At 37.9% G+C, this 26,866-nt stretch carries 30 protein-coding genes, 2 pseudogenes and 1 other annotated feature; of the genes and pseudogenes, 6 read left to right on the forward strand and 26 right to left on the reverse strand.

The genetic code is table 11. The features are described from left to right. The 3 genes from ruvA to FJQ98_RS20250 form a co-directional block, all read right to left on the reverse strand. The gene (gene ruvA, locus FJQ98_RS20240; protein ID WP_053596159.1) at nt 1–621 is read right to left on the reverse strand and encodes a Holliday junction branch migration protein RuvA; all 621 of its coding nucleotides are present in this window, start codon (nt 619–621) and stop codon (nt 1–3) included. 295 nt (nt 622–916) lie between these two features. Then, a complete protein-coding gene (locus tag FJQ98_RS20245; protein WP_053596158.1) occupies nt 917–1,714 on the reverse strand; it encodes a phosphotransferase in 798 nt (265 codons plus the stop codon). A 70-nt stretch (nt 1,715–1,784) separates the two neighbouring features. Then, nucleotides 1,785–2,771: a LysM peptidoglycan-binding domain-containing protein gene (locus FJQ98_RS20250; RefSeq protein WP_053596157.1), complete on the reverse strand. Its 987-nt coding sequence runs from the start codon at nt 2,769–2,771 to the stop codon at nt 1,785–1,787. Nucleotides 2,772–2,913: 142 nt separating this feature from the next. On the opposite strand from FJQ98_RS20250, the gene FJQ98_RS20255 reads away from it, so the two are divergent. Next, on the forward strand, nt 2,914–3,447 hold the full coding sequence (locus tag FJQ98_RS20255; protein ID WP_053596156.1) for a transcription repressor NadR: 534 nt from the start codon (nt 2,914–2,916) through the stop codon (nt 3,445–3,447). 262 nt (nt 3,448–3,709) lie between these two features. Beyond that, nucleotides 3,710–3,853 carry a hypothetical protein gene (locus FJQ98_RS20260; RefSeq protein WP_158003076.1) on the forward strand — a complete coding sequence of 48 codons (144 nt, stop codon included), beginning with the start codon at nt 3,710–3,712 and terminating at the stop codon, nt 3,851–3,853. A 244-nt stretch (nt 3,854–4,097) separates the two neighbouring features. Here FJQ98_RS20260 and FJQ98_RS20265 read toward each other — a convergent pair whose 3' ends face one another. The 19 genes and pseudogenes from FJQ98_RS20265 to FJQ98_RS20355 form a co-directional block, all read right to left on the reverse strand. Then, entirely contained in the window at nt 4,098–4,487 is a 390-nt protein-coding gene (locus FJQ98_RS20265; protein ID WP_053596155.1) for a thiol-disulfide oxidoreductase DCC family protein, read from the reverse strand. A gap of 24 nt (nt 4,488–4,511) precedes the next feature. Next, a complete protein-coding gene (gene pheA / locus FJQ98_RS20270; protein ID WP_053596154.1) occupies nt 4,512–5,387 on the reverse strand; it encodes a prephenate dehydratase in 876 nt (291 codons plus the stop codon). Between the two features lie 603 nt (nt 5,388–5,990). Further along, nucleotides 5,991–6,446: an ACT domain-containing protein gene (locus tag FJQ98_RS20275; protein ID WP_053484814.1), complete on the reverse strand. Its 456-nt coding sequence runs from the start codon at nt 6,444–6,446 to the stop codon at nt 5,991–5,993. A gap of 23 nt (nt 6,447–6,469) precedes the next feature. Further along, nucleotides 6,470–7,759: a GTPase ObgE gene (gene obgE, locus FJQ98_RS20280; protein ID WP_053596153.1), complete on the reverse strand. Its 1,290-nt coding sequence runs from the start codon at nt 7,757–7,759 to the stop codon at nt 6,470–6,472. Between the two features lie 5 nt (nt 7,760–7,764). Continuing rightward, nucleotides 7,765–8,292 carry a Spo0B domain-containing protein gene (locus tag FJQ98_RS20285; protein WP_053596152.1) on the reverse strand — a complete coding sequence of 176 codons (528 nt, stop codon included), beginning with the start codon at nt 8,290–8,292 and terminating at the stop codon, nt 7,765–7,767. Nucleotides 8,293–8,457: 165 nt separating this feature from the next. Then, nucleotides 8,458–8,631, reverse strand: a complete 174-nt coding sequence (locus FJQ98_RS20290) for a hypothetical protein (RefSeq protein WP_201406526.1) — start codon at nt 8,629–8,631, stop codon at nt 8,458–8,460. Nucleotides 8,632–8,671: 40 nt separating this feature from the next. Beyond that, complete coding sequence (gene rpmA, locus FJQ98_RS20295; protein WP_201406527.1) at nt 8,672–8,971, reverse strand: 50S ribosomal protein L27; 300 nt, start codon at nt 8,969–8,971, stop codon at nt 8,672–8,674. After that, complete coding sequence (locus FJQ98_RS20300) at nt 8,968–9,324, reverse strand: ribosomal-processing cysteine protease Prp (RefSeq protein ID WP_053596150.1); 357 nt, start codon at nt 9,322–9,324, stop codon at nt 8,968–8,970. Before FJQ98_RS20300 ends, rpmA begins: the two co-directional genes overlap by 4 nt. A gap of 16 nt (nt 9,325–9,340) precedes the next feature. Next, the gene (rplU, locus tag FJQ98_RS20305) at nt 9,341–9,649 is read right to left on the reverse strand and encodes a 50S ribosomal protein L21 (RefSeq protein ID WP_053596149.1); all 309 of its coding nucleotides are present in this window, start codon (nt 9,647–9,649) and stop codon (nt 9,341–9,343) included. 14 nt (nt 9,650–9,663) lie between these two features. Continuing rightward, nucleotides 9,664–9,739 (reverse strand) — a sequence feature (ribosomal protein L21 leader region). Between the two features lie 45 nt (nt 9,740–9,784). Then, entirely contained in the window at nt 9,785–10,396 is a 612-nt protein-coding gene (locus FJQ98_RS20310) for a zinc metalloprotease (RefSeq protein ID WP_053596148.1), read from the reverse strand. Continuing rightward, nucleotides 10,386–10,940, reverse strand: coding sequence for a M23 family metallopeptidase (locus FJQ98_RS20315; protein ID WP_053596147.1), 555 nt, complete (start codon nt 10,938–10,940; stop codon nt 10,386–10,388). Before FJQ98_RS20315 ends, FJQ98_RS20310 begins: the two co-directional genes overlap by 11 nt. 93 nt (nt 10,941–11,033) lie before the next feature. Beyond that, nucleotides 11,034–11,831 (reverse strand): septum site-determining protein MinD, encoded by a 798-nt coding sequence (gene minD, locus FJQ98_RS20320; protein ID WP_053596146.1) that lies wholly within the window; start codon nt 11,829–11,831, stop codon nt 11,034–11,036. Between the two features lies 1 nt (nt 11,832). After that, on the reverse strand, nt 11,833–12,501 hold the full coding sequence (gene minC / locus FJQ98_RS20325) for a septum site-determining protein MinC (protein WP_053596145.1): 669 nt from the start codon (nt 12,499–12,501) through the stop codon (nt 11,833–11,835). Nucleotides 12,502–12,528: 27 nt separating this feature from the next. Next, entirely contained in the window at nt 12,529–13,053 is a 525-nt protein-coding gene (gene mreD / locus FJQ98_RS20330) for a rod shape-determining protein MreD (RefSeq protein ID WP_082340247.1), read from the reverse strand. Continuing rightward, nucleotides 13,053–13,967 (reverse strand): rod shape-determining protein MreC, encoded by a 915-nt coding sequence (gene mreC / locus FJQ98_RS20335; protein WP_053596143.1) that lies wholly within the window; start codon nt 13,965–13,967, stop codon nt 13,053–13,055. Before mreC ends, mreD begins: the two co-directional genes overlap by 1 nt. 13 nt (nt 13,968–13,980) lie before the next feature. Further along, nucleotides 13,981–15,000 carry a rod shape-determining protein gene (locus FJQ98_RS20340; RefSeq protein ID WP_053596142.1) on the reverse strand — a complete coding sequence of 340 codons (1,020 nt, stop codon included), beginning with the start codon at nt 14,998–15,000 and terminating at the stop codon, nt 13,981–13,983. A 1,667-nt stretch (nt 15,001–16,667) separates the two neighbouring features. After that, nucleotides 16,668–16,814 carry a JAB domain-containing protein gene (locus FJQ98_RS20345; RefSeq protein WP_053596141.1) on the reverse strand — a complete coding sequence of 49 codons (147 nt, stop codon included), beginning with the start codon at nt 16,812–16,814 and terminating at the stop codon, nt 16,668–16,670. Between the two features lie 112 nt (nt 16,815–16,926). Further along, a pseudogene (gene ltrA / locus FJQ98_RS20350) lies at nt 16,927–18,840 on the reverse strand (group II intron reverse transcriptase/maturase). An 894-nt stretch (nt 18,841–19,734) separates the two neighbouring features. After that, nucleotides 19,735–21,546: pseudogene (locus tag FJQ98_RS20355) on the reverse strand (reverse transcriptase/maturase family protein). Nucleotides 21,547–22,596: 1,050 nt separating this feature from the next. On the opposite strand from FJQ98_RS20355, the gene FJQ98_RS20360 reads away from it, so the two are divergent. Beyond that, complete coding sequence (locus tag FJQ98_RS20360; protein WP_053596139.1) at nt 22,597–23,220, forward strand: exosporium glycoprotein BclB-related protein; 624 nt, start codon at nt 22,597–22,599, stop codon at nt 23,218–23,220. Between the two features lie 21 nt (nt 23,221–23,241). On the opposite strand, the gene FJQ98_RS27020 is transcribed toward FJQ98_RS20360, so the two are convergent. From FJQ98_RS27020 to FJQ98_RS20375, 3 genes are all read right to left on the reverse strand, one after another. Continuing rightward, nucleotides 23,242–23,580: a hypothetical protein gene (locus tag FJQ98_RS27020; protein WP_053596138.1), complete on the reverse strand. Its 339-nt coding sequence runs from the start codon at nt 23,578–23,580 to the stop codon at nt 23,242–23,244. A gap of 318 nt (nt 23,581–23,898) precedes the next feature. Next, nucleotides 23,899–24,096 carry a hypothetical protein gene (locus FJQ98_RS20370; protein ID WP_053596137.1) on the reverse strand — a complete coding sequence of 66 codons (198 nt, stop codon included), beginning with the start codon at nt 24,094–24,096 and terminating at the stop codon, nt 23,899–23,901. A gap of 32 nt (nt 24,097–24,128) precedes the next feature. Then, on the reverse strand, nt 24,129–24,416 hold the full coding sequence (locus FJQ98_RS20375) for a hypothetical protein (protein ID WP_053596136.1): 288 nt from the start codon (nt 24,414–24,416) through the stop codon (nt 24,129–24,131). 167 nt (nt 24,417–24,583) lie between these two features. Here FJQ98_RS20375 and FJQ98_RS20380 point away from each other — a divergent pair, with 167 nt between their 5' ends. Both FJQ98_RS20380 and FJQ98_RS20385 read left to right on the forward strand, forming a co-directional pair. Beyond that, nucleotides 24,584–24,790 (forward strand): helix-turn-helix domain-containing protein, encoded by a 207-nt coding sequence (locus FJQ98_RS20380; RefSeq protein WP_075807310.1) that lies wholly within the window; start codon nt 24,584–24,586, stop codon nt 24,788–24,790. A gap of 79 nt (nt 24,791–24,869) precedes the next feature. Next, on the forward strand, nt 24,870–25,496 hold the full coding sequence (locus FJQ98_RS20385; protein ID WP_053596134.1) for a hypothetical protein: 627 nt from the start codon (nt 24,870–24,872) through the stop codon (nt 25,494–25,496). 251 nt (nt 25,497–25,747) lie between these two features. On the opposite strand, the gene FJQ98_RS20390 is transcribed toward FJQ98_RS20385, so the two are convergent. Continuing rightward, nucleotides 25,748–26,194, reverse strand: a complete 447-nt coding sequence (locus FJQ98_RS20390) for an HTH domain-containing protein (protein WP_053596133.1) — start codon at nt 26,192–26,194, stop codon at nt 25,748–25,750. A gap of 102 nt (nt 26,195–26,296) precedes the next feature. On the opposite strand from FJQ98_RS20390, the gene FJQ98_RS20395 reads away from it, so the two are divergent. Next, entirely contained in the window at nt 26,297–26,827 is a 531-nt protein-coding gene (locus FJQ98_RS20395) for a hypothetical protein (RefSeq protein WP_053596132.1), read from the forward strand. The last annotated feature ends 39 nt before the right edge of the window (nt 26,828–26,866 follow it).

Genomic DNA, 26,866 nt, shown 5'->3' on the forward strand with positions numbered 1-26,866 from the left:
CTATTTTAACTTTAATAGCAATTGTAATGCTTGTTTCATAAATGCATCTGTTGTTTCGAGTTTGTCATTTTCTTCAAGCTGTGGACGTATTTTTTCAAGTTCTTTTTCAGAATAACCAAGTGCCATTAAGGCAAGAATGGCTTCTTCGAGCTCATGTTTATATGGATTCACCCCAAATAACGGTAGCTCATCTTCTGTACTCGGTAGCTCAATAGTCTCCAACAATCCGCCAAGTTTACCCTTTAAATCTAGAATCATTTGACGTGCCGTTTTCTTACCCACACCAGGAAACTTTACTAAAAACGATTCATCTTCTCGTTCAATGGCACTGATAACCTGTTGCGGATTCCCAGTAGCTAAAATAGCAAGTGCACCCTTCGGTCCAATTCCTGACACTAAAATAAGTTTACGAAACAGCTCTCGTTGGTCTAAATTTGGAAAGCCATATAACACTTGTGCATCCTCACGTACATGCAAGTGAACAAAAATTTGTTGTTCAAGTGCCGATGTCCTGAACGCAAATGGATTTGGTGTATTCAGCTGCCAGCCAATCCCTTGCTGTTCAAGGACGATATACTCAGGAGTTATACGCTTTACTTGTCCTTTTAAATAATCATACATTCTATAATCCCTCACAATCATCGTCTTCGATTATAGCATATAGCGAACGAATGCTCGACTATAACAAATGCGCTAAAGCGCTCGTTTACATCCGACAAGCGCTGGAGAGCCCGAAGCAAAAGTAAGCGATCCACCACTTTTGCCCGAGGGATCGAAGCGACCTCGAGGATATAGCGCTTTAGCCTAGACGAATACTATGCTCTAGGTTATCCATAAATAAAAACCTATAATTTCCTTAACATTTAGAAATAGCAAAAGTAGTCGTTCACACACAAAAATGACCGCCTAAAGACGGTCATTTCTTCATCATTCTATCAATATCGTACCACAGTTTTGGCCAATATGTGAGGGCTCGTTTTGTAAACGGCACTAAATAATCTAAAAATATCAGCTGTTGATCTAATGGTAAATCCACTGCAAAAAGCCATTCACGCAATAGCTCATTTGGATATTTTAAACGATGTAGCTTTCTTTTATCTAAGCGTTTCAGTTCTGGTAGTTCTGCAAATATTTTACCAAGGTCATAATCTATAGCGGGCAGTACACGATGTAACCATAAAATATATTCATCATCCGCTTCTCCAAGGTGAGCCAAATCAAAATCAATTAAACGCAATTTCCCATCTGAGCACCATAAAAAATTATGATGAACAACATCTCCATGTAAAAGCGTTATTTCTTTTTCGGATATATCCTCCAGAGCGATTAGCTGTAGCGACTTCTCACTATAGTGTAAAATTTGGTCGATCTCTTCTTTCGTTAAAAATGCCCGAAATTCATTTCGTCTACTTTTAAAACGCATATGACGCATTTGCCATTTTAAAAGCTGTGAATAGGTGTGCAAGCCAGGCATCCGCTGCCAAGTAGTTTTTTTATGTGTTTCATGTAAGGTATTTAATAACTTAAGCGATTCCTTCCGGTCTTTTTCATGTGCAAAATTAGCACTATGACTCCCTTCTTGCCAAACTTGCACGATTAAATACTCATCATCACTTTTCATTAAAGGTAAGATCAGCGATGGCTCAAGACGTCCTAGCTGTCGATGAATCCCCCTCACCTTTTCTGCTATTTCTAACTGCTTTGCACGTTTCACAAAATAATTATTTGATTGATATTTATACTTCCAAATATTCGGCTTTACTTCTTCAACGATATACGCTTTTTTACCATCGATAAGGCGTCATCCCGCCTGGGAAAAAGTGCGGTGTCATCCATGGTCCTACCGACGAATACGGCATTGGGCAATGTGATGGACATGGCATTGGACATGGCGGTGGGCACGGTGGTGGACAGTGACATGGATCCATTTGCCAATTTGGCATCATGACTGGTTGTGATTGACAACCACAGGACTGCTCCATTTCCATCTCTGGCATAGGCTCAAATTCAGGCTTCATTGGGAAGAATGGAGATGTACTAGATTCTAAGAAATTCTCCATCCCAGCAACTTGACCGCTTGGCATTTCACATGTTGTTGGTTGCTCCGGCATCGTATAAGCCTCTACTTGCGATTCCATTGGCATTTGCATTGGCATTGGCCACCACATATGATGATGTACTGGCTGATGGCAGCTTGCACAATGTGGTACTGCCGGCATTTGTGGCATGATAAAAATCGGTTGCGGCATTGGTGCTGGTGGTGGCGGTAGTTCCGGTTGTGCTATAGGCTGTGGTGGTGGTTGAATTTGAATTGGTGATACAGTTTGATTTTGCTCTACGTGTGGCATGACAACTTGTTGATTCCAGCTAAGCTCAACAGGCGCTTGCTGAGGCATCGGCATCGGCATTGGATAAGGAATTGGGATCATCTGTGGTTCTGGCATCGGTGGTGGTGGTACAACAACCGGTGGAGGCATCGGTCTCTGAATCTCTTTTTCTTTAACGTGCTTTATAGGTGACTCCTTATGCATATGTTCCTTGTGCCCTTCTCTATGTCCCCCCTCTCTATGCATTCCCCAATCTGTTTCTCGATGCGGTTCTCTATGCGGTTCTTTGTTTATTTTTTCAGGTAGGATAATTTCCATGCCCGGTACAATATAATCTGGATTAGCAAGATGAGCATTGAGCCGTTTTAAATCTTCAAACGAAACGCCATACTCTTTCGCAATCTTCCACAACGTATCTCCCTTTTGAACAATATGAATACGCAATTTTTTCCTCCCTTCTTCTCTACGTATCATATGTTCAATGTTTCATTTGGATACAAAAAATTCACGCATGTAGGAAATGCTTCATGGTACACTAGGTTTTAAGGAAAACGGCTTCCTTTATTACAGGCAGAGGTGATCTCTTATGAAAAAAATGTTAGGCGAAGAACGCCGACTGCAACTTCTTACACAGCTAAAAAAAAGTACAGCACCTATAACAGGGACGGACTTAGCTAAATTCGCTAATGTTTCAAGGCAAGTCATTGTCAATGATATGACATTATTAAAGGCTAGAAATGAACCTATTATTGCAACTAGCCAAGGATATCTTTATATGCATCAGGAACAATTACATCAAACTGTTGAGCGTACAATTCCTTGCTTCCACACCTCAGAGGATGCAGAAGACGAACTTATGACAATAGTTGATTGCGGTGGTACAGTAAAAAATGTTATTGTTGAACATCCTATTTATGGCGAAATTACCGCTTCTATTATGGTCGCTAACCGACATGAGGTAAAAAAATTTATTCAACGTGTTAACGAAACAAAGGCAAGTTACTTATCTGAGCTAACGGGTGGTACACATCTTCATGTTATTTCTGCACATTCTGTTGAAACTTTAGATTTAATTGAGCTAACTTTACAAAAAAAAGGGTATTTAGTTGTAGATCAATAATTCAACAAACTTTGCTTCAAGAACGTGTAAAATCAAATAATTGATTAATAGCAGCTAGCCTTTACGGAGACTAGCTGCTTTCTGTTTATATGTACCATAAAATTATCTTTTAATAATTATGAAGCTTATTAAAAAGAGCTATCCGCTTTATAAATTGGATGGCTCTTTTTGTTGAAAAACTATATGTCAATGGAATTAAGATATTAAATAAAGTATAGCTCTTCAGCAAATCAACCACTGCACATAGCATGTATCTTCTAGCATGTCACAAACAATGTATTATATATGCGAAAGCGAAGCGACAGCCATTTGTTTATCTGCGCGAAAGCGGAGTGTTAACGAAGCGGCAGCGGCAACAACAAATGCTTTTCTATACGAAACTGCAGTATCAACAGATTTACAGTAGCGTCACTGTTATAAGCCTATTCCGTTTGATTATGGTAAGTAGCCATAGCATTCATTTTTGAAATGCATAAAATTTATAAAACTTATATGCTATCGCTGATTGGAGTAGAAGTCTACTCGGCGCTCACCAACAGGAAAGCGAGTAGCTTGGAACAGAAATCCCCCTCATTTAAAGCGTCACAGCATTCTCAAAATTTCGTTTTCCAACACTATGAGCTATCCACTTAAACTGGATAGCTTCAGAGTTAGAGAAATCTTTTTCGCTGTGAAGGTGTTGGCAATAAGCATACTTCTTTTCGTCCAAAAAGACGATACCTATTTTTTGCAAATAATCGATACATTTTATTTCGTATAGATGGAGGAATCGTGATAAAAATATAACAAACAGGCCAAAAACTATCTAATCTCCTACAGATTTTAAGTGCTGCTGTGGATTCAAAATATGCCTTTCCATGCTCAATTAATATGACACTATCTATATTTTTTGGTACTTCGTATTGTGCAAGTAATGCCTGCCCTGCATCACTTTGGATGGATGCAAATTTAAAATATGCTGCTTCATCATGTTTGATAATAAATTGCACACTGCTATCACAAAAATTGCACACTCCGTCAAACAAAATAATGCCACCCACAACGATTCCTCCTAGCCACTTTTATTACTCGTCCGATGTTAGATAAGTAAAGTATGTACCAAGTGACTTCACCTTGCAACCAAGTGCAGCTAGTTCTTCCATCGCCCCACGCATCATAGGCTCCTTTTCATCTGCTAATACATCAATCATAAAGAAATAATCACCTAAGCCCGTTTTTAATGGTCGTGATTCGATTTTACTTAAATTTAGCTGTCGCCAGGCAAATACTGATAGTACTTGATGTAATGCCCCTGAACGGTCCATTGGCAATGTAATCATAAAAGTTGTTTTTGCCTGTCCTTCTGATAATTCCTGTGGTAATCGTATATTTTGCTTAGATAAAACGAAGAAACGTGTATGGTTAAAATGGAAATCATGAATATTTGGTTGAACAATTTCTAAGCCATATTTTTCTGCTGCCGCTGCATTACCAACTGCTGCAATGCACTCACTTGGATTTTCGGATACATATTTTGCCGCTGCTGCTGTAGATGTTGTTTGATGTAGCGGTACATGGCTGAAACGATAAAATAAGTATTTATGACATTGGGCTAGCGCATGTGGGTGCGAATAAACTCCCTCAATCGATTCCCAACTTTCCTTCTGCGCTTTATTGACCATTAAATGCTGCTGTATTTTCAACTGAAGCTCACCGGTAACATATAGTGTCGCCTCATGGAATAAATAATCGAGCGTTAACGATACTGAGCCTTCTAAAGCATTTTCTAGTGGTACAACAGCTAAATCTACCTTCCCCTCTGCTACTGCCTCGATACATTCTGGAATTGTAGTACAAGGGACAAGCCACTCATTCGGAAAGGTTGCTTTTGTTGCTAAGTATGTAAATGATGCTTCTGGTCCTAAATATCCAATTCGTTTTTCCCATTGTTGCTCTGTCATTACATTTACCTCCTTCACTACAACTTGTAGCTTTTAATTTTATATTAAAATGGCTCATTACAAAACGTAATGTTGATTTCCATTCCGACTGGGCGTTTTGGTCGCTGCCGCTTCGCTTGCGCTCCAGGGTCTCGGGCCAACAGATGTTTTTGCGCGAAAGCGAAGCGGCGGCAGCACCGGTGTTGGTCACGAAGGCGTTATCACAGGACGTGATGCTTTTAGCCTTCGTTCCTCTATCGATGATCCCCAAGGAGCCACCCAGTCTACACTCCAATCAACTTATGTAAATGACATACGTTTTAACAAATGTCACCATAACTCTTAGTAACAAGTCACTAAAATGCAAAGATTTAGAATTTTTATTTCCCAAAAATACTTTATATTTTTACATCAAATGATGTGCTGAGGCATAATGTGAAGCTTCCTAAACATTCCGGCGGTTGCCTCTCCTCTTAAATGATATTATAGAACTTTTTGTGATAGCTTTTATCTATTGTTATAGAATAAGGAGCTGTCCCATGAAGCGATATTATTACATCACATGGGACTGCTCCTTTTGAGCTTATTTACATTCTGTCAAAAATTCAAGCTTGCTTTCAGTCACTACAATGCACCAGAACTAATTACTTCTGCTGACTCTACAAAATCTAAACGTTTGAGTTGCTGTATTAAATCATCAAGTTCGCATGTCATACTAGTTACATCTAATGACAATGTAACATTAGCACGTCCTTGAATCGGTATTGTTTGATGGATAGTCAGTACATTGCAATGCGTAATTGTCACTGTTTCTAAAAGCTTTGCAAGTGTTCCTTTACGGTCCTGAAGCTGTAAAAAGACTGTTAAAATGCGTTCCTGCACAATTGAGTGAAAAGGAAATACAGCATCACGATATTTGTAAAACGCACTACGCGATAAATCCACCTGCTTTACCGCATCCCAAATGGAAGATACCGAACCACTTGAAAGTAAGTGTTTCGCCTCCAAAGTTTTTTGCATAGCATCCGTTAAAACATCTTCACGAACTAAATAATATCGCTGATTTGCAACATTCTTCATACGCTTCCCCTAAAAACCTATTCTTAGTCGACAAATTCAAATTCGAATTCCAATAAGCGTACAATATCTCCATTTTGTGCACCACGTTCACGTAATGCTTCATCGACACCCATACCACGTAATTGACGTGCAAAACGACGTACACCGTCCTCGCGGCTGAAGTCTGTCATTTTGAAGATACGCTCAATCGCATATCCTCCAAGAATGAATGTACCATCAGGATCACGAGAGATTTCGATTGAATCTGCTTCAGATTGGTGTTTGTAAAGTACCGTTGCATCTGATTCTTCATCTAGATCATCGAATAATGGGAATTCAGGAGTCACTTCCAGTAAGTCGGCAATTTCAAATAATACCGGCTTTAAACCTTGGCGAGAAACCGCTGATACTGGGAAGATTTTCGCATCTCCGCCCACTTTTTCACGGAAAATTTCTAAGTTTTCCTCTGCATCTGGCATGTCCATTTTATTTGCCACAATAATTTGTGGACGTTCTGTTAAACGAAGATTATATTGTTTTAGCTCGTCATTGATTGTTAAGTAATCTTCATAAGGATCGCGCCCTTCCATACCCGACATATCAATTACATGTACGATAACACGTGTACGTTCAATATGACGGAGGAATTGGTGACCTAGACCAACACCTTCGTGCGCACCTTCGATTAAACCTGGTAAATCGGCCATTGCAAAGCTACGATGATCATCTGTTTCAACCATTCCTAAGTTCGGTACGATTGTAGTGAAATGATAAGCACCTATTTTTGGCTTTGCCGCAGAAACAACAGATAATAATGTTGATTTACCTACACTTGGGAAGCCAACTAATCCTACATCTGCTAGTACTTTCAACTCTAATATAACATTTAATTCTTGTCCTGGCTCACCTTTTTCAGAAAGTTCTGGAGCAGGATTGGCTGGTGTTGCAAAGCGAGAATTCCCTCGGCCACCACGGCCAGATTTTGCGATAATCGCTTGTTGACCATGCTCGACTAAATCGGCAATAACAACGCCTGTTTCTTCGTTCATTACGACTGTGCCTGGTGGTACTTTAACGATTAAATCGTCTGCACGTTTACCATGCATTCCTTTACTCATACCATGCTCACCACGGTCAGCCTTGAAGTGGCGTTTGTAGCGGAAATCCATTAACGTACGCAGACCCTCTTCAACTTGAAACACAACATTCCCACCGTGACCGCCATCGCCACCAGCGGGACCACCATTCGGTACAAATTTTTCACGACGGAAGGCGACCATTCCATCCCCACCGTCGCCACCTTTTACATAAATCTTGACGTGATCGACAAACATTTAATTCACTCCCTATTTGCATTCAATACATATTGCCAGCAAGTATTCGTCTGTTCAATTGTTTGAATATCTAATTGTTTCAAACCTTTTTCGGTGAATGCATCAGCACTCCATAGCCCATTTAGCGTGAATGTCACGGCAAATGTATGATCGTCAACACGTACATCGAGCGCTAAGCTCTGTTCTGTAAATGGATCTAATGTATCATAAACATGCATAACTGTTTTGTTTAAGTAATCTACAACTTCCGTATCAATATTATTTGTGACAGTCTTTTTTATCTCACCGCTAAGCTTCATTGGTAATGAAGGATAGCGCCAGCCTGCTGTTTGCAGCCACTCGATTGTTTGCGGTAATTGTAGACGATTAAGGATAGAAAGTACTTGTAATTGTTCCGAATAATTTTGAATAAGTTTTTTTGATTCATCAATTCTACCTAAATCTAAATTCATGCGAATAAGCTGAAGCTGGTTCACATAATCATGATTTGCAAAACGTATTACTTCACTAATGGTTAGTGATTGATTGTTCATCCCATTCACTCCAATAAAGTTATCTTTACTAGTATAACAAGTTTTGCTGTATTTTTCCCTTAATTCTTCAATCAATTATGCCTCGGCATAATTGCGTCCGGAGGCTTTGGGCCAACAGATGTTTTTTGCGCGAAAGCGTAGCGTCAGCAGCATGATGTTGGTCACTCAGTCGTGTGTTGCTGTCGCTTCGCTTTCGCACAGATAAATTGCCACAGGACGTGGCGTTCTTAGACTGAGTTCCTCTATTTCAGCAGATGTCTTTTGTGCCGAAAGCGTAGCGACAAGTACAAAAGACATCTGCTGAAAGAAGTTGAAATTTAGCCAAAAAAAGGACTGCAATAAATGCAGTCCTACGCTTTATGTTTAACTTTTTTGAAGATTACGCTTCTTGTGTTGCTGGGTATACAGATACTTGTTTGCGATCGCGACCTAAGCGTTCGAATTTAACAACGCCGTCAACTTTAGCAAATAGTGTATCGTCACCACCACGACCTACGTTTGTACCTGGGTAAATTTTTGTACCGCGTTGACGGTAAAGAATTGAACCACCAGTTACGAATTGGCCATCAGCACGTTTAGCACCAAGACGTTTTGACTCAGAGTCACGTCCGTTTTTAGTAGAACCTACCCTTTTTTTAGATGCGAAAAGTTGAAGGTCTAATGCTAATAGTAATTTCATAGAGTTCCACCTCCTACTTGGTTGTAGTTGATTTGGATGTATTGTCCATAATTTTGCACCATTGAATACACTTGGGCAGTCATTACTTGGACAATTAACTGTAGTTTCGCATCAATCTCAGGCTCTATATCTGACGGTAAATCTACCTTAAGATAGCCTCCACCTTCAGCAGCTTGTTCGATTTCTGGCTGTAATTGTAATAGTGCATAAATAGCATTCACCGTACCTATGGCAATGGTAGATGCTCCTGCACATACTAAATCCTTACCAGATTCATCGTATTCAGCATGTCCTGAAAATTCAAATGCTGACACATGTCTATTTTCATCATGATGAATCGTAACTTGTATCATTCGCTACACCTCACAATTAAGCGTTGATAGTTTCAACAACTAATTTTGTGTAAGGTTGACGGTGACCTTGTTTACGACGGTAGTTCTTTTTAGCTTTCAATTTGAAAACAACGATTTTCTTCGCACGGCCTTCTTTCACAGCTTTAGCTGTTACAGTAGCGCCTTCTACGAATGGAGCGCCAACTTTAACGTTTTCGCCACCAACGAATAAAACTTTATCAAAAGTTACAACCTCGTCAGCTTCTACACCTAATTTTTCAACATAGATTTCTTGACCAGCTTCTACTTTGATTTGTTTACCACCAGTTTCAATAATTGCGTACATTTTACTGCACCTCCTCATAGACTCAGACTCGCCTGTATATAAAGGTGATCTTACGATACTTAAACCTTTCCAGTGCGGTTGCAGTAGCACAGGTGCTACAAACAATAACATTAAAATATTACCACACGATTTTTTTTAAGTCAATCTATTCATTACATATTTCTCAAATGCTAAACGATATTTTCGATAATTCCATTCTTTTAACGCTTGAAGCCATATAAATAAACATAGAATTGCTAAAAAAATAGTTTGTGGGAGGTAACATAAAGTTATCATAAGTAGTATAGACGCAATTGTAAGGGAAAGCCAGTAGTAATATTCAAATGCACGAACGCTTGGATAGCATAAAAATAAATACGCTAAAAATATTCTCCCACCGTCCAACGGAATAATCGGAAATATATTGATTGCTAATAGCACAAGTTGCACATTAATGAGCTTAGTAGCAAGTAATTCTGGCATAAAAAAAGCGAGGCCAATCCCTAATATAGTAGCGATTGGTCCCCCTAAGGCAATCCATAGGAGTGACGTTGCTGGCACAACCGCTGGATTTTCAAATTCTATTTCCCCTCCGTAAGGTGTAATAACGCATGATTTTATCCTAACACCACAAAGCATTGCTGCTAACAGATGACCTGCTTCATGCCATAATAACGAAGATAAAATAATAGCGTAATAAGCAATTTGACCACTAAAAATCATTAAAAATACGAGAGGGATACATAGAAGATGCAGTTTAATCTTCATCGGACGCCGCTTTTTCAAGCCACTGTACAATCTGCTCTAAACTATAATGTGTCTTATCTTTTTCAATCGAAATATAGAGTTGTCCCGCCTCTTTCATGCCGATTAAATCATTTGCCTGCACTGTTGTATATGGCAGTTGTGCTAAACTATCAAGCATACCATAGGAAACTGTTGTGCCATCATCATAGCCAATCGTCATTGTTTTACCAGTGTATTTAGTATGACCAGTGAAAACGACAAGACCATTCTGTCCAGCATAAACCGGTAGGCCCATATCATATTGCAGTAAAAAACCTTCCTTAAAAACTTGCGCATTAGCAAATGTTAATAATTCAGTTTGTCCAACATCACTCGATACCAAAATTGTTGTATCCTCTTTATTTAGCCAACTTTGTCCGAGCTCGCTTAAATAAGTTAAATCTGCTGATGTTGTAACAAGTTTTCGCATAGGTGTATCCAATACACCTTGATCCTCTAAACGAATTACGAGCATAATTGCACCCACAAGTAATATCGTGACCAACCATTTCCATTTCTTAAACAAGCCCTCATCCTTTTTTTACACTATATGAGGTTGCATGTCCATTCATGCACAAGAAAAAAACCTTCTCGTACAAATGCACGAAAAGGCTGATGATTATCTTGTAAATAACGCTTTAAGTTTTGAAAATACACCTCTATGTTCCGCTTCAATTGCCATAAGTGGAACAGACTCCCCTAGTATACGTCGGGCAATATTACGATAACCTAGAGATGCTTTATTAGTAGGGTCCATTACTACTGGTTCACCTTTATTGGAAGATGAAATAACCTCTTCACTATCTACGATTATCCCTAATAGATCGATAGACAAATGTGTTGTAATTTCATTTACATCCAAAGTATCGCCGCTTTTCATCATATGTTGGCGAATGCGGTTAATAATTAGTTTAGGTGCAGAAATTTCTTCCTGTTCGAGTAAGCCAATAATTCGATCTGCATCACGCACAGCAGAGATTTCTGGTGTTGTTACTACAATTGCATGATCTGCACCTGCGACAGCATTGCGATAGCCTTGTTCAATGCCAGCAGGACAGTCTATTAAAACATAATCATAGTCTCTTTTTAATTCCTCTACTAAGCTCTTCATTTGCTCAGGTTTAACAGCATTTTTATCTGTCGTTTGAGCAGCAGGTAATAAAAATAGTTTCTCATCTACACGTTTATCTTTTATTAACGCTTGATGAATCTTACAGCGCCCTTCAACAACATCTACTAAATCGTAAATAATTCGATTCTCAAGGCCTAAAATTACGTCCAAATTACGTAGACCAATATCAGTATCTACTAAACATATTTTTTTACCTTGTAGAGCCAATGCAGTTCCAAGGTTAGCCGTTGTCGTTGTTTTTCCGACACCGCCTTTACCTGAAGTTATGACGATCGCTTCACCCACACTAGCTTCCTCCCTTAGACCCATTTAACAATGGTCGAATATTTTTTAACGCATGAATTTGATCGTACGTAATGCGCCCATCATAGCCGATAAATGCACAAGTCATCTCTTCCTGATTAATTCCTTTTACATGTTCATCTGACATTGTTTGAACCTGATCAGCAATCATGATATGTGTGGCTTCAAAACGAGATGCTGCAATGATTGCTTCCTTATTACCATGAACACCAGCATGTGCAATTCCTTTGAGTCTACCTAGGACATACACATTGCCACCAGCTTCTACACGTCCGTTCGGATTGATATTCCCCACGATAACAATATCTCCTGGCGAACGCAGAATCTGACCCGATCTGACCACACCTATATATGTATCTTGTTGACTTTCAATCATTTTCTGGTTGTTCTCATGGACAGTCAGTACTTCACTTTGCACCTTTGAGACAATTAGTTGATCTGTTTCTTGAACAATTTTAATAAGCTCTTTAATTTGTTCATCAGAACAGTATCGATAGCCTAAATATAATTGTACATCTACTTTGCTATCGATACCGCTTTCTGACACTTTCTTTTTAAGCTCTTCTACTAAATCGACATACGCACATTGATCATCTAAACGAAGAACAAATCCATCCTTTGTTCCCTTCATATTAACTAACTGTTTTTTCATGAATGCCTCACCCCACGTTGCTCTTTGTTAAGAAACTTCACGTGCTCTCTGTAAGACACGCGCATTAATTAGATATTTGAAGGCCCAACCAAGAATCATTAAAAATAGTGCATTAGCAATGATCGTTGGCAGTAGTCGTGAACGTAAGAAATCCGATAATGGGATCGCTGTAAAGTCGATAAGATAGAAGAATTGATAGAGTATAAATTCTAAAATTGCTACTAAAACAACTGAAATCGTCGTTGTCACAACTAAGTGCTGATGAATAATTTTCATAATAGACCCTGCTAAAAAACAAATAAGAGGATATAGTACTGAATATAATCCAATAATATCAATGTAAAACACATCATACAAGACACCAAAAAAAAGTCCATACATTACCGCTCGCTGACGGCTGTAATAAATGGATATAAATATTAAATATAAGATTAAAAATCTTGGCACTAAATAATAAATTTGTCCTTTCACTTCAATAGGTGAAAGCATTGCAAACTCTGGTTCTAGTAAAAATAATAAAACCGCCACAGAGGGGATGAGAAAACGAACCATCATTTTTCCTCCTCTTCACTCGCCTCTGGCGGATTCGTTAAATCCTTGTTCGTTGCATTACCATCCGACCCATCTATCACAGTAGTGGAACGATTAGCAATAACAACATAGTCTAAAATTGAAAAGTCAGCAGATGGTTTTACATAGGCCATTTTTGTTAAGCCATAATCATCTGTACTTACTTCAGTAATTTCTCCGATTGGCACATTCTTTGGGAAAATGCCGCCAAGTCCTGATGAAACGACTTGCTGGCCTTTTTTAACTGTTAAACTAGAATCGATTCGCTTCATAATGAGTTTATTACGTTCTTTATCAAAGCCCTCAATTAAACCGTATGCTTCATTATCTCCTAAAACCATCGCAGAAACACGATAGTTTGGATTATTTGTATATAAAAGCTCTACCTCAGAGGTGAAAGGTGTCACTAATGTAATTTTACCGACTAACCCTTTCGCTGTCATAACTGCCATATTTTTTTCTACACCGTGTGAAGATCCTTTATCTAAAATAATTTTTTCTTCCCACTGGTCAGGATTTCTAGCAATAACTGTGGCATGAATCGGATTAAATGCTTTTAAGTTCTCCGATTTATCGAGAAGCTCTTGAAGCTTTTTATTATCAGACTTCAAATCCGTTGCCTCAGCTTGTACAGCTGCAAACTCTTCTAAGCGTGCTTTTAAACGTTTATTTTCTTCGTACGTGTTTAAGAGGGAATCCATACTATTAAAAACACCAGTAATATAATTCGCCGGCTTCGCAACAATAGATTGTGCGACGCCGACAGTATCTTTAATAATTTGCTCTGGTAAAGTTGCATTCGTCCGATCACGTAATGAGAAGCTAATCAATGCCACAAGAAAAACCATGCCCACGAGCAGTAAAATTACTTTCTTATTGAAAAAAAACTGTGGCATTGCCTAAACCTCCTTACCCTTTAACTTGTTGTTGACGAATTAAATCAATATGTTCTAGAGCCTTGCCTGTACCAATAGCAACACAGTCCAGTGGATCTTCTGCGATAAATACTGGCATATTTGTTTCTTGGCTAATAACTTTATCTAAATTTGTTAATAAGGCACCACCACCTGTTAGTACAATTCCGCGTTCCATTACGTCTGCAGATAATTCAGGAGGTGTTTGTTCAAGAGTTTTGCGAACACCATCAATAATAGATGCTACCGCTTCACGTAAAGATTCAGAGATTTCCTGTGAAGAAATTTCGATAGTTTTAGGTAAACCTGTTAAAAGATCGCGACCTCTAATGTCCATTTTTTCTTCTGGACCCTCAGCCAACGCTGTACCAATTTCCATTTTTACTGCTTCTGCAGTACGTTCACCAATTGTTAAGTTATACGTTTTACGAATATACGAAATGATGGAATGGTCCATTGCATCCCCACCAACACGCACGGATTCACTTGTTACAATACCACCTAATGAAATAACCGCTACCTCTGTTGTACCACCACCGATATCAACGACCATTGACCCTGTTGGATCCCATACTGGTAAGTTCGAACCGATTGCTGCTGCAAATGGCTCTTCAATTGTAAATGCATCTTTAGCACCCGCTTGGCGAGCAGCATCAATAACCGCACGTTGTTCAACCGATGTAATACCGTAAGGCACACAAATCATAACATTCGGTTTCTTCCAATTTCCACCAGAATTCTTAGAAGCTTCTTTTAAATAGTATTCTATCATTGCTGTAGTAATATCAAAATCAGCAATAACGCCATCTTTCATAGGACGGATTGCTACGATTGAGCCAGGTGTACGACCAATCATATTTTTTGCATCATTACCAACTGCAACAATATCTCCAGTTTTTGTATTTTTTGCTACGACTGAAGGTTCGCGTAAAACGATTCCCTTCCCTTTAATAAACACTAATGTATTCGCTGTGCCGAGGTCAATCCCGACATCTTTACTTCCTAATCCAAACAAATTGTGTACTCCCTTTCTATTTAAGCCATACTTTCGTTGACATCATTACACCCCGGCGCATATTTATACCCGGAAGCTTTATCTTCATTCAATCGACGTTAACCACCTATCGAAAAAACTACACACTCATTTATCTCACACCTATTGAAGTGAGAGTCTTTTTTTGAATAAAAATAAAATCATACCGTTCATTATAACGGAAAAACGCAAGAATTTGTAGTGCCACATACCTCTTCTCGCGGAAAAGATACTATTTTAATTCCCTCCCAAACAAAAACAGTACGTATAGATTAGCATATAATTTTTATTCTTGTAAGACAACGTGTAATAGGCTACCAATTTTTGTGAATATTATAGACATTTCTACGAATACAATAACGTTTTATATTAAAAAAGGTTCGCTTTCATTTTTAGCTTTTCGCAAAAAAATACAAAATATTTATTTTTAAAATAACGAAGAGATTTGATTCTACACAAATAGTAGGGTGTGAAAAAATGAGAGGCTTCCCGAAATGTTCCGACGCCTCTCTTTATAGTCAGTTTTGAACGTTTTCGCGACTACCCTTCCCTTTCATAGAGTCAGCGATTTTTATCGATATATAGACTAAAACGTAAAAAACTCTGCAAAATGCATGCAGAGTTAAAAATAACCTTTTTCTTTCAAACTAATAAACTGATGATCACCGATGATGAATAGTGATAGGTAAGAGACAACCTCAACATTACTCAGTAGGAGCTCTTTCCCCCCACTTCACACCGTACGTGAGACTTTCACCTCATACGGCGTTCCATCATTTCGAATTATTAATTTAATCTCAACTTTTCTCTAAAACCAAGAATTTTTTCCCATACTGTCTTTCCAACCATCGAATAATCCTTAGCACTGTGAATCATTTGATGACATTTGACATGTAGAGGGATGCTAAATTGAGTACTCGATTTACTTCATCTATTGGGAGTTTTGGATTAACATGATGAATATGTATATCATCACCCCAAAGTTCCCCCATACAAACTCTACATTTTCCTAAAGTTGATTTAATTTAACTAATCAAAATGACTATGCCCCTTCACTCCATTTCCATTACAGAAATTTCTTCGCTACTACGGGCTGCTGCCCCTCAAATTCAATTGTCATTTCCTACAATTTAGACACCTTCGATTTAACTACCGTTAACATTATCTTCCGAGGTTCCGCTGTTCCTTACACTTTAGCTTTCCATTTCTACCTTAGCTGTCCTCTTTAACCCGTTAACCATCTATTTGTCCGCTGTTGGAAGGACGCAAGACACTATTCCTTTATTGGAGTAGTACAGATCTAGCAACCATCAATACTAAATCCACGATTAAACTTTGAATTACCAAAGCGAGAAACTTCAGATTCGTTTCCCCCTAATATACGAGCCGTACGTACGAGGATTCCTGGTGTGTCAGCATAGTAGACTTATAGCCTCCCGCTTACTTCACTAACCGCTTCACAGGTCTGCTTTTCAACGCCTTTACCGAGCTTCATACGGTCATGTAGTTAACCATTTCCGCATGTCGGAGTTTCAGAGCATTATTACCAACATTTAATAATGAGCTGGTACTTCCCCAGCCTATTCAAGCGTAAAGTTCAAAGTTAAATAACTTTGCCTAGTTTTATTGCATATTACTATGCAGATTGTCTAGGAACAACGCGCACGATGATCGATTAACTCAATGCCTATAATATAACCAGCCTCTATAATTCTTCTCGTCACTTCAATATCCTCATCACTAGGTGTTGGAACGCCACTAGATAGCAATAGGTAAGACTTTGAAATTATCGCCACCTTTTCCCCTGCTCCACACCGTGCATGCAACTTTCATCGCACACGGCGTTCCATCGTTCGTTACGTTCTTTCATTTTTCTCAAACCACGATTTGTTCATTGTTCCTTACGTGTTAAATTGCTTCGTTTCCAACCATTTTTCTTAATTGATTGATTTTGTTTCGTTGTTCGTCATTTGGCTTCACTATATCTGTATATTTTCGAATGGTTTCGTCGGATGTCGCATGAATGAGTCTGTGTACATCTCTTGATAACAAGACCAAGTTCACATATCGGTCATCCTTCGTTTCATACCATAATGTTTTATGATGACATTCCATTTCGGTTAAAATTAATTCATCACCCATGACAGCGCATTTCCCATTTTGTGCGACAAATAGGGATATACGGTTATCATTTAATTCAATGGTTGCACGTTCACTTGTGATGGGGTGTTCCCGTAACCATTGAAGCTGCCATTCAGGTACACTGCGTTGATTTCGGTGAATCAATGCACGACCTTCAGGGGTAAATTTACAAACGCCATTTTTCGGCATCAATGCCGTTCTAGTTCGAATAAAGCCAATGGGAATAATGGGGTAATCATTGATATACCTCGTCATTTCTGACTTTAAGTACGGTCGAATGCCTTTATCAGTGATACGGTATCCTTTTGAGCGTTTCTTTAAAGACAAATGTTTAAAGCGGTGTCGCTCTACTTGTGTCAATTGATATTGAATCGGTATCAAACTCGCATTGACTTGCGTGGCGATTTGATAGTAATTATGAATACCAATGACCATACTGTTGTAGATTTGAAGTTGCTTTATAAGTTCTGTCCCATAAGGTGCTCGTTGGATGGCACTGATTTGATTTTTCAATTGGTCTTTAATACGCTTTCTGCCTTTTTCGGTGATGTGCGATTGACAAACAAATTTCTTATTTCCAACACGGTCATAGCCTTTTCGTTCCATCTTCAAGTCAAACCCTAAAAATTCACTGCTTTTCTTTTTCAAGTTTGTAATCTGTGATTTTTCTTCCGAAATAGAAAGTCCTAATCGTTCTTCTAACCGCATTTTACTTGCGGTGAAAATCTTCTTCGCATTTGCGCGTGACGTAGTAAAGATTTTAAAATCGTCTGCGTAGCGCACTATATACATTTCTTTTAGCGTTGACGTCTTTCGAAGTTGTCGGTAACGATATTGATGGCTATATAGACCGGTTTTCTTATTAAGATAGTCGTTAATGGAATGGCACTTCTTACTTTCCCACTGATTCGCAATCCACCAATCAAATTCATTTAAATTGATATTCGCAAGTAACGGTGAAAGTATGCCTCCTTAGGGTGTACCTTTTGTCGGATACGTAATGTCGCCATTCGGTAAAACAACAGGTGCTTTTAGCATTTTCCGTAAAATCACGAGTAACTGCTTATCTTGAATACCTATCGTCCAAATTTGACGCATTAATTTTGTATGTTTCACTTCATCAAAGAAACCTTCGATGTCAATGTCTACAACGTATTGCATCTGATTATTATTGATGCGACTAGCCGCTATTGAAATGGCATTTTCAGCGGATTTCGTCGGGCGAAACCCGAAACTATATTTATAAAACTTCGCTTCACATATCGGCTCTAATACTTGTAGGATACATTGTTGGGCAATACGGTCCCACATCGATGGAATACCAAGTGGTCTCGTTTTCCCGTTCGGCTTTGGAATTTCCACGCGTTTTACACGGCGTGGATTGTAATGACAAAAGCGTTTATTAACCGTTTTGATAAATTCATCCGTACTCAATTTTTCAATATCATAAATTGTCACACCATCAACACCCGCTGTTGCACTCCCATTATTACGTTTGATATTGCGATAAGCGAGTAAAACATTATCATCAGATGTGATTATCGACATTAAATTTTTAAATGGTTGGTTTTCTTTGCTTTGTGCATACAATGCATCAAATGTTTCGGTCATGCCATAATATTCGGCATGGCGAAGTCTCGTATTTTTCATTCTAGGAATCTTTTTGAAGTTTTCGCTCAAGGTGCATCACGCTCCATTTGTTGGCTCGTGACCTTTTTAGTCATACGAGAATCCTTGAAGGTTTGAGTTAAAATCACGTAAACAAACGACTTGAGGCTATCGCTCCATTTCTATTACAGAAACTTCAACGCTCATGCCTCTACTCTCACTACCATAAAAGAAAGTTATAGAGAAGCCTCTTTTCCTTTCCACCACTTCATTGCGTGTGTCCGCTCCATGTTGGTAGCTTTCCACGTTCCCTTCACTCTATCTATGTCCTAACTTAGGTGCTAGCTCTTACCTGACATCCTCTCCACCGCCTATAACGGTGCATGGAGCTTTCGAAACCACCATACTTACTCGCCCACGGAACGCGCTTGTCTCTTTCAACAAGCCCACTCATTTCTAAGTGCTCGCCACTCACAGATAGTACATTCGCTAGTTCGTCAGTGTTTTACCACATTCTCACCATATTAGGTTTTTAACGACCCCCGACCTATCCGCTACAGCCCCTACCTCTAGGTGCATTTCGGTACTAAGATTTCTAGTACTACGGTAGCGTTCAACCGACTTCACCGAGCTTCACACCCTATTCAATGACACCTTTGAATAACGCATGTCGGAGTATTAGAGTAGGCGTTTTGAGACGTTACCCTCTCATTCCACCTATCGAGCGAAGAGTTCACGACTCTCTTACTTGTCTTTGCGACGTTCGGACAGCGTGCATAACCTTTTCAGTTATGAACGTGTCGCACGATGGTTATGTGCACAAATTATAGAAGCTGCCGATCTTTTTACAGCCTCGCGAAAGTAGGGTGAGAACCCAGCGCCTTGGTATATTTCTATATTAGGTTTCCAAGAACTCCCCTCCAAACCGTACGTACTCCTCTCAGAGTATACGGCTTTCCATTTACTTTAATCTAACTTGCCATTATGCAAATCGTGATGGCACGATATACATAAAGCCATTGTTTTTCGTCTACGAGCTATCATTTTCTGTTCCCATTTTTTCTTACCTTGTAAATTCTTCAATTTATGAATATGATGCATTTCAAGTGATACACCTGATACACCACACCATTCACATTTTTCGGCAAGTAATCGGTCAATCAGACTTGTTCGCCCTGTATAAATTAGTGTATTTTCAACTATATCAACTGTTGGCTGTTTAATCACATCGTTCTTTTCCATTCGTTGCTCTGTAAAATAAGCAATTCTCGGACCTTCTTTTGCTTCATATCGAATGCCATATTCCCCATTAATCTTATATTTAGTGATAATTTCACTAACGGTACTCTTATATTTATTCGCATACGTTTTAATCATGCTGTATTTCATCGTTTGACGGAAAGACTGTAAAACATGTACATTACTCGCTAGGCGATAGTAATTGTAATAGCCTTCTATTTCTGCATTGTACGTACGAATAATTTCAAGGTCGTCATTATGCACTAAATATGGGCGATGAATAGGTTTCCAACCATTATTCGTTCCTATTTTTAACGCGTTTAATTGTAAGAGCTTTTGAATATATTTTTCATGTGGAACGAAAAGCTTTGTTTGATAGTTGAATTTACGCTTTTTGGTTCCGTTTGGCATTTTCATTCGATGCCAATCTCTTACGACACGAATATCATACCCAAGAAAACGGGCATTCTTCTTGCTATGAGTAATCAATGTTTTCTCAGCACTTAATTCTAGCCTTAACTTTTCTTTTAAGTACATTGTCAAGTCTTGTTTAATTTGTTCAGCTTCCTTTTTACTTCCGATGACGCCAAGTATAAAATCATCTGCATAACGAACATATTTTAGACGTCGGTAATTTGGGTCAAAAAGGTCTTTGCTATCATGGCTTTGCAGTTCTTTATAAAGGTTTTTTAATCCCTTTAAGCGTTCTTTCTTTTCCTCTTCGGATAAGGTCGCCCAATCACGTTTATTCTTACTTTTGCGATGATTAATCTTAGAAGCAAGATTATGATATGTTAAATTGTGTACTCGTTTGTCACCTTTGTTATAGCTTTCAATATATTGCTCCACATATTTATCGAGTTCATTTAAATAAATATTCGATAACAGAGGGCTGATGATTCCTCCCTGTGGTGCACCACTATAAGTTTTATGAAACACCCAATCTTCTACATAACCTGCTCGTAAAAATTTCCAGATTAAATTGATGAATTTTTCATCGTGAATCCGTCTTCTTAAAATGCTAACTAACACATGATGGTCTATATTATCGAAGAATCCTTTAATATCACCCTCAATAAACTATCTAGTTCCCGTAAAAGTATTACGGATTTCTTTTAATGCTGTATGACAACTAAGATTTGGTCTAAATCCATGAGAGTGTACTGAAAACTGCGGCTCATAAATGCTTTCAAGTAATCGCCGAACAACTTTTTGGACTAGTTTATCCTCGAAAATAGGGATGGCAAGCGGTCTTGTTTTCCCGTTCTTCTTTGGGATGTACGTCCGTCGTGCTGGATTTGGTTGATACGCTTGATTTTTTAATTTCTCAATGAGCTTTTCTATACGCTTTACGCTCATGCCATCAATCGTATCTTCATTGATACCTTTTGTATTACTGCCCTTGTTTTTGTACAATTTAGCGTAAGCTTCAAAATAGAACTCTTTGTTGTATAAGTTACGATACAGCCATTCAAATACATAATTTTCATCTTTTGCTTTGGTAGTTAGACGATTTAATACTACTTTTGGAATTCTCATAGAGCCTCCGCTCCTTTCCAATTTTGTATTAACAGCGTAAACTGCTCCCCTTCACCATGTACTAGGCTTTCCCTAGCTCGGATTACTACGAGAGCTCCGTTACCATATCAGATATTCAGTGTCTAAACACATAGCCCATAGGCATTCTGACTTAGGTAATCCCCATTTAGATTTATAAAGACTTATCGCATGTATAATGTCGGATATGACGTTCGCTCGTTACTTTTATACGAAAGTTAGGTGAAATGGTATCACATCATCATTCTCGAAATTTATAAGAACAATGCACATTTCAAATAGCGTAAATCATGACCTCCCACTAAAGGTCCCCGTAGTCCCCCTTGAGCTATCATTCAAGCAGTTTAGCCTTTATCCTTATTTATACAATTCATCTCGCCATTCAGTCGTACTTTGGTCATTAAGTAACTTATGGCTTTTCCAACATGCTACACTCCCTGATTAGTTTCCATTTCAGATAAGTTGGCTGATGATAGGGTACAGATTGTGATATTTCCCTACTGCTGTGCGAAAGCAGATTCCTTATAAACCCTTATGGGCGCACAATCTCCCTCGGATGGACGATTGAAGCATTTATTAATATAGAAGTTTTCCTATTTTATTTCAATTTACCTTATTGTTAAAACGCCTATTTATTGCTGTTTTGTGGACTATCAGAAGTGTTTAAAATCATTTGTATCTATTTTAAACTGTTTAGTTAGTCACTTTTTTAGTCACTTTTTTTAGAATGATATTTGAAGAGAAGTACAATTAAGACCACCCTCAAACGGAGTGGTCTTTTTCTTATCTCCGTACAACACGCCCAACCTTTACGAGGCACTACTACATTTTTATTATCAACAACTTTATTAACAGTCGTGGACGGCTTTTTTTTTTTCATTTCTTCATATTGATCCATATATTCAAAATGAGTCATTTATATTTTCTCTTTTTAGAATGATTTATTGTCTAAATTAACACCATGTACTTAGATGATAACCCATTAACACTCCCCTTCACTGAATAGACTAAGGGGGAAAAGGAGGTGTAAAAATGTGTAGAAATTGTAGCAATAATTCTATGGATTGCAGATGCAATTGCCCATCTGAAAAAAAAGTGGAATGTAATGCAGGACCATTTGTTGGTATTGATGCTGCATGCATTACTCCACCGACAGCTACTGGTTTCATGATCCCATACGCTTCAGGAATAAATCCTGTAACTATGGACACTCTGGATAGTGGTTTAGCTGGAACAGTAAGTACTCTAGGATTTGGCACTACTCTTTCAGTACCTCTCACTGGTACTACTATAGTAGTGATTACAGGAACGGAAGCTTTTTCCGTTTCACGAGCAGGTAATATTACTGCAATTTCAGCTTCCTTCACTTCAACCAGTGCTGTAACCTTTGCAGGAACAGTAACCATCACAGCTCAAATTTACAGTGCGCCTGCGGGAAGCAATACTTTCAGCCCCACGACAGCACTTGTTAATTTAACACCGTCTCTCACAACAGTAACACCAGGTACTATTGCAAATGGCACTATAAACGTTGCACCAGTACCAGTATCTCCTGGTGATCTTTTACTAATGGTGTTCTCAGCTACTGCAACAGGAACTGGTTCCCTAGTCAATACAGTACAAGGTTTCGGAAGTGCATCAATAACTATCGTATAAGATGGACAATAAGTAAGTGCATTAAAGCGAGGTTGATTGTGGAAGGCTATCCCTTTCATTTAACCAATTATAGAAAGGCACTGGACGTTCTTTAGATGTGGTTTCTTCTATAGATAGTGATTTATTAGGCTTCAAGTTAGAACGCTCTACAGCCTTACTATATGCCCCTACAAATACAGCTCTTAATGTACTTGCAATTGTTAATGTACCGTTCGCAATATCACTGATTATGTTAGCTAAAACGTCTTTAGCGTTCACAAAATCACGTATACTGTTCATTTTTGTAGCTAATATGCAATTGTGCCGTTGATCTTTTAAATCGTCACGTAAAGGCAATGAGTGCATGAAATCAAACAGCATTACCTGGTACTCATTCATGTATTCCTTACGAGCTTCTTTTTCAGCGTGAGCGTTATTATATACTTCTTGTTAATTGCTTGTTTTTAAAAGATTAAAAGAGTTAAAAGATAGGTTTTCAGATTGTGGAGGGCAAACACTACTCTCACAAGGCTTTTCAGCATTTGAACCCTGGGACATTGACGGTGAGACATTGTAAGGCAAGATGATATAAATGCTTGCACCTTGTCCACCTTTGCTTTTTTACAGCGTTTCTTTCTTAATGATTCCTAGCGATTCCAATTTTGAAATAGCACGATAAACTGTCTTTGTGCTGATCTCCTACGCTGCAGCAATAGTACTTGCTTTTAAGTGACATACTCCTGGATACTCCAATGAATGTGAAGCAAACTTAAAAACGATGGCACGTTCAGATTCAGTCAAATCATAATAGTGTGTTGCCATGTGATCCTCCACACTTTTGTCCATATCTGCTATTGAATCAAATGTTGTGTATGCTGCTAAATATTCAAATGCCATCGTTTTCACCTCGCTTTCTATTTCTAAATTAATTACAATTCGCTTCCGCAATCACAACAAACTGTAATTGTCTCCAGTCCATTTGCAACTGGAATTGTTTCATTGTTAATGTGTTCGCATTTCTTTTCAGCAAACTTTTCTTCTACAGCTGCTAATCCTTCGTCGATGATACCCAAAAGTTTAGTTGCATACTCGACAACTTCACTGGATTCGTCGTACTTGATAGTTCCTTTCAAATAACCTTTTACGGTAGATAATACGAGTGTTTGCTCTAATAAAAATCTAGATCGTTCTTGCTCGAGTTTGAAATAATTATTCATTGATTTCCCTCCTATTATCCGTTTAGACGTTTTTCCGTCTAAACGTCTTATCGATATTCATGTTATATACGTTTAGACGGAAAGTCAACTATTTTATTTACGTTTAAACGGAAATGTTTTATAATAGAATTAGGAATAATAAATGAAGGAAGGTGAATATATTGGAAATGCGAGTAAAGCTAAAAGAGGTATTAGAAGAACTGAATATGACTCAAGGTGAACTAGTCAAAATGACAGGACTAAGGCAAGCTGTTGTAAGTGAATTAGTGCATAACCAACGAATGAGCTTAAAAAAAGAGCACATCACAAAAATTTGCGAAGCACTCAACATTAAACGTATAGAAGATATATTAGAACTTGTGGAAGACAGATAACTGTTTCGGTTGTCTGTTTTTTTATATGTACTTTCCGCTCCAAATTCCCTAAAATGTAAATGTAAAGGAGGAATTACATATGAAAAAATTAGTCTACATAGGAGCTCTGTCGGCGTTATTACTTGCTGCTTGTGGTGAAGAAAAAGTTGAAGAAACAGATAAGGCTCAGGAAGAATTAGATAAAGCGAAAGAAAAAGAGGCTGAACAGGCCAAAAAAGAAGCTGAGGAAAAGGCTAAAGAAGAGGAAGAACGAAAAGCTAAAGAAGCCGAGGAAAAGGCGAAGTTGGCAAAAGAACAAGAAGAAGTTGATAAAGAAGAGCCTACTACCGCTGAAAAATCGAAACCCATTATTAATACATCTGTTTTTGAATACGCGCAAGCCGTTGATGTGACAGATGCCATTGACTTGAACAATCATGTTACACTGATTATCAGTATGAGCGAAGCTATTAGTCCTGGTTTAGCAACGCAGCACGTCGTGAACCAAGTGTATGATTTCGTACAACAAGTCGATGTAAAGGGTGCCAAAACTATCGGAATAAACGTTAAACAAGGCGCTAATAAAATTGCGCAGTTCACTGTTTACACAGATAAACTCGTGCCCAATGACGATGAACCTATGTCTGACGCTGTGATTGTGGCTTCCGAGATTGAATTTATGACGGATGAGGTGAAGGCTTTCGGCAAAACAATCGGTTCTTGGTAAACACAAAAAGGTCACTCAAACGAGTGGCTTTTTTATATATTTTAGCACAATAGGAAAGGGCCATGTACATCATATTTAAAAATTGGTTACGTTGCATTGCTTTAATTAGTTGTTTTTTCATCCTATGCACCTCTTCGATAAGAACATTTGTTTGTGTTAATATTAGAACAATCGTTTGTGTTTTGGCAAGAAAAATTTTAGAAACGCAAAAAAGCCCAGGCTCAAAATTAATTGAGTACCCGGGCCTACTTTTAGTTATGCAATACAAAATGAAGCATGATGACATTCACGCATATCTTCAATTCTATATTTCTGTCTATTAATTGATGTTGTCTGAAATTAATCAGTTCATGTTCTTCTACATTAATAATTTTCGATAAACTTTCAGTTGATAACATGTAATTCGTTATCAGATCATTTAATAGTATTGTTGTTCTTTCTTTTGCATCAAAACTTTCAAACCCAAAATTTAACATAGTTATTTTATTCTCAATTTTTTCAAATTGTTCATTTGAAATGTTACCTTTATTATTCATTAAATTTTCCAAATCATTCATTGGTAAATCTAATATTTTCGAAAGTTGTTGATGATTGAAATTAAATTTTCCAACTAATTCTTTAATATTTTCTTTAATATAATCAAATTGTGATGAGTTGGTTCCAAAAGATATTTCTACATTATTCTTATATTCTACCATAATATTACACCCCTTCATTTATTTATGCAATTCTATACACTACATCAATATAATATTATATACTATTTTTTGTAATTAATACATATTTTATGGAGGTAGAAAATGAAGAAATTATTTTCACTAGTACTAACTTTATTATTATTTATTGGATTGATGCCAACAAATAATGTACAGGCTGAAGAATATCATGAGGATTACTCTGATGAGCTTCTAACATCAGTTAGTATCTCAATTTATGAAGATGCTGAATTCTTAGAGTATGAAGAGGAACCACAATCTCCAGAAATCGAAAATTCTGAAGAAGCTTTACCTAGTTTTTCTCCATTTCTTGCTAAAAAGAAAGAAATTGCTACGGTGAATTTTGGTGTTAACAAAAGTAATAAAATAAGTTATAAAGTGGTTATGAATAAAGGTTATAAATTTAAATCTTTTTCAGGAGCAATAACTACAACGGACATTTCAAGTGGATTATCTCAAGGAAGAAAAGAGATTTCTGGTCAAAGTGGGTCAGTTCAAATAGCTAAACTCGATGGTCATTCATTCCGTTCAACATTAACTGGTGCAGTTACTACTTCAACAGATTATGGTTACAATCTGGGTGGAGCTAGTATTATGTGGACATATAAGAAATAATTAACAAAAGGTCTGAGTCTAATAAAAATAGCTCAGACC

Source organism: Lysinibacillus agricola, from assembly GCF_016638705.1.
In the GTDB taxonomy this organism is placed as follows: domain Bacteria; phylum Bacillota; class Bacilli; order Bacillales_A; family Planococcaceae; genus Lysinibacillus; species Lysinibacillus agricola.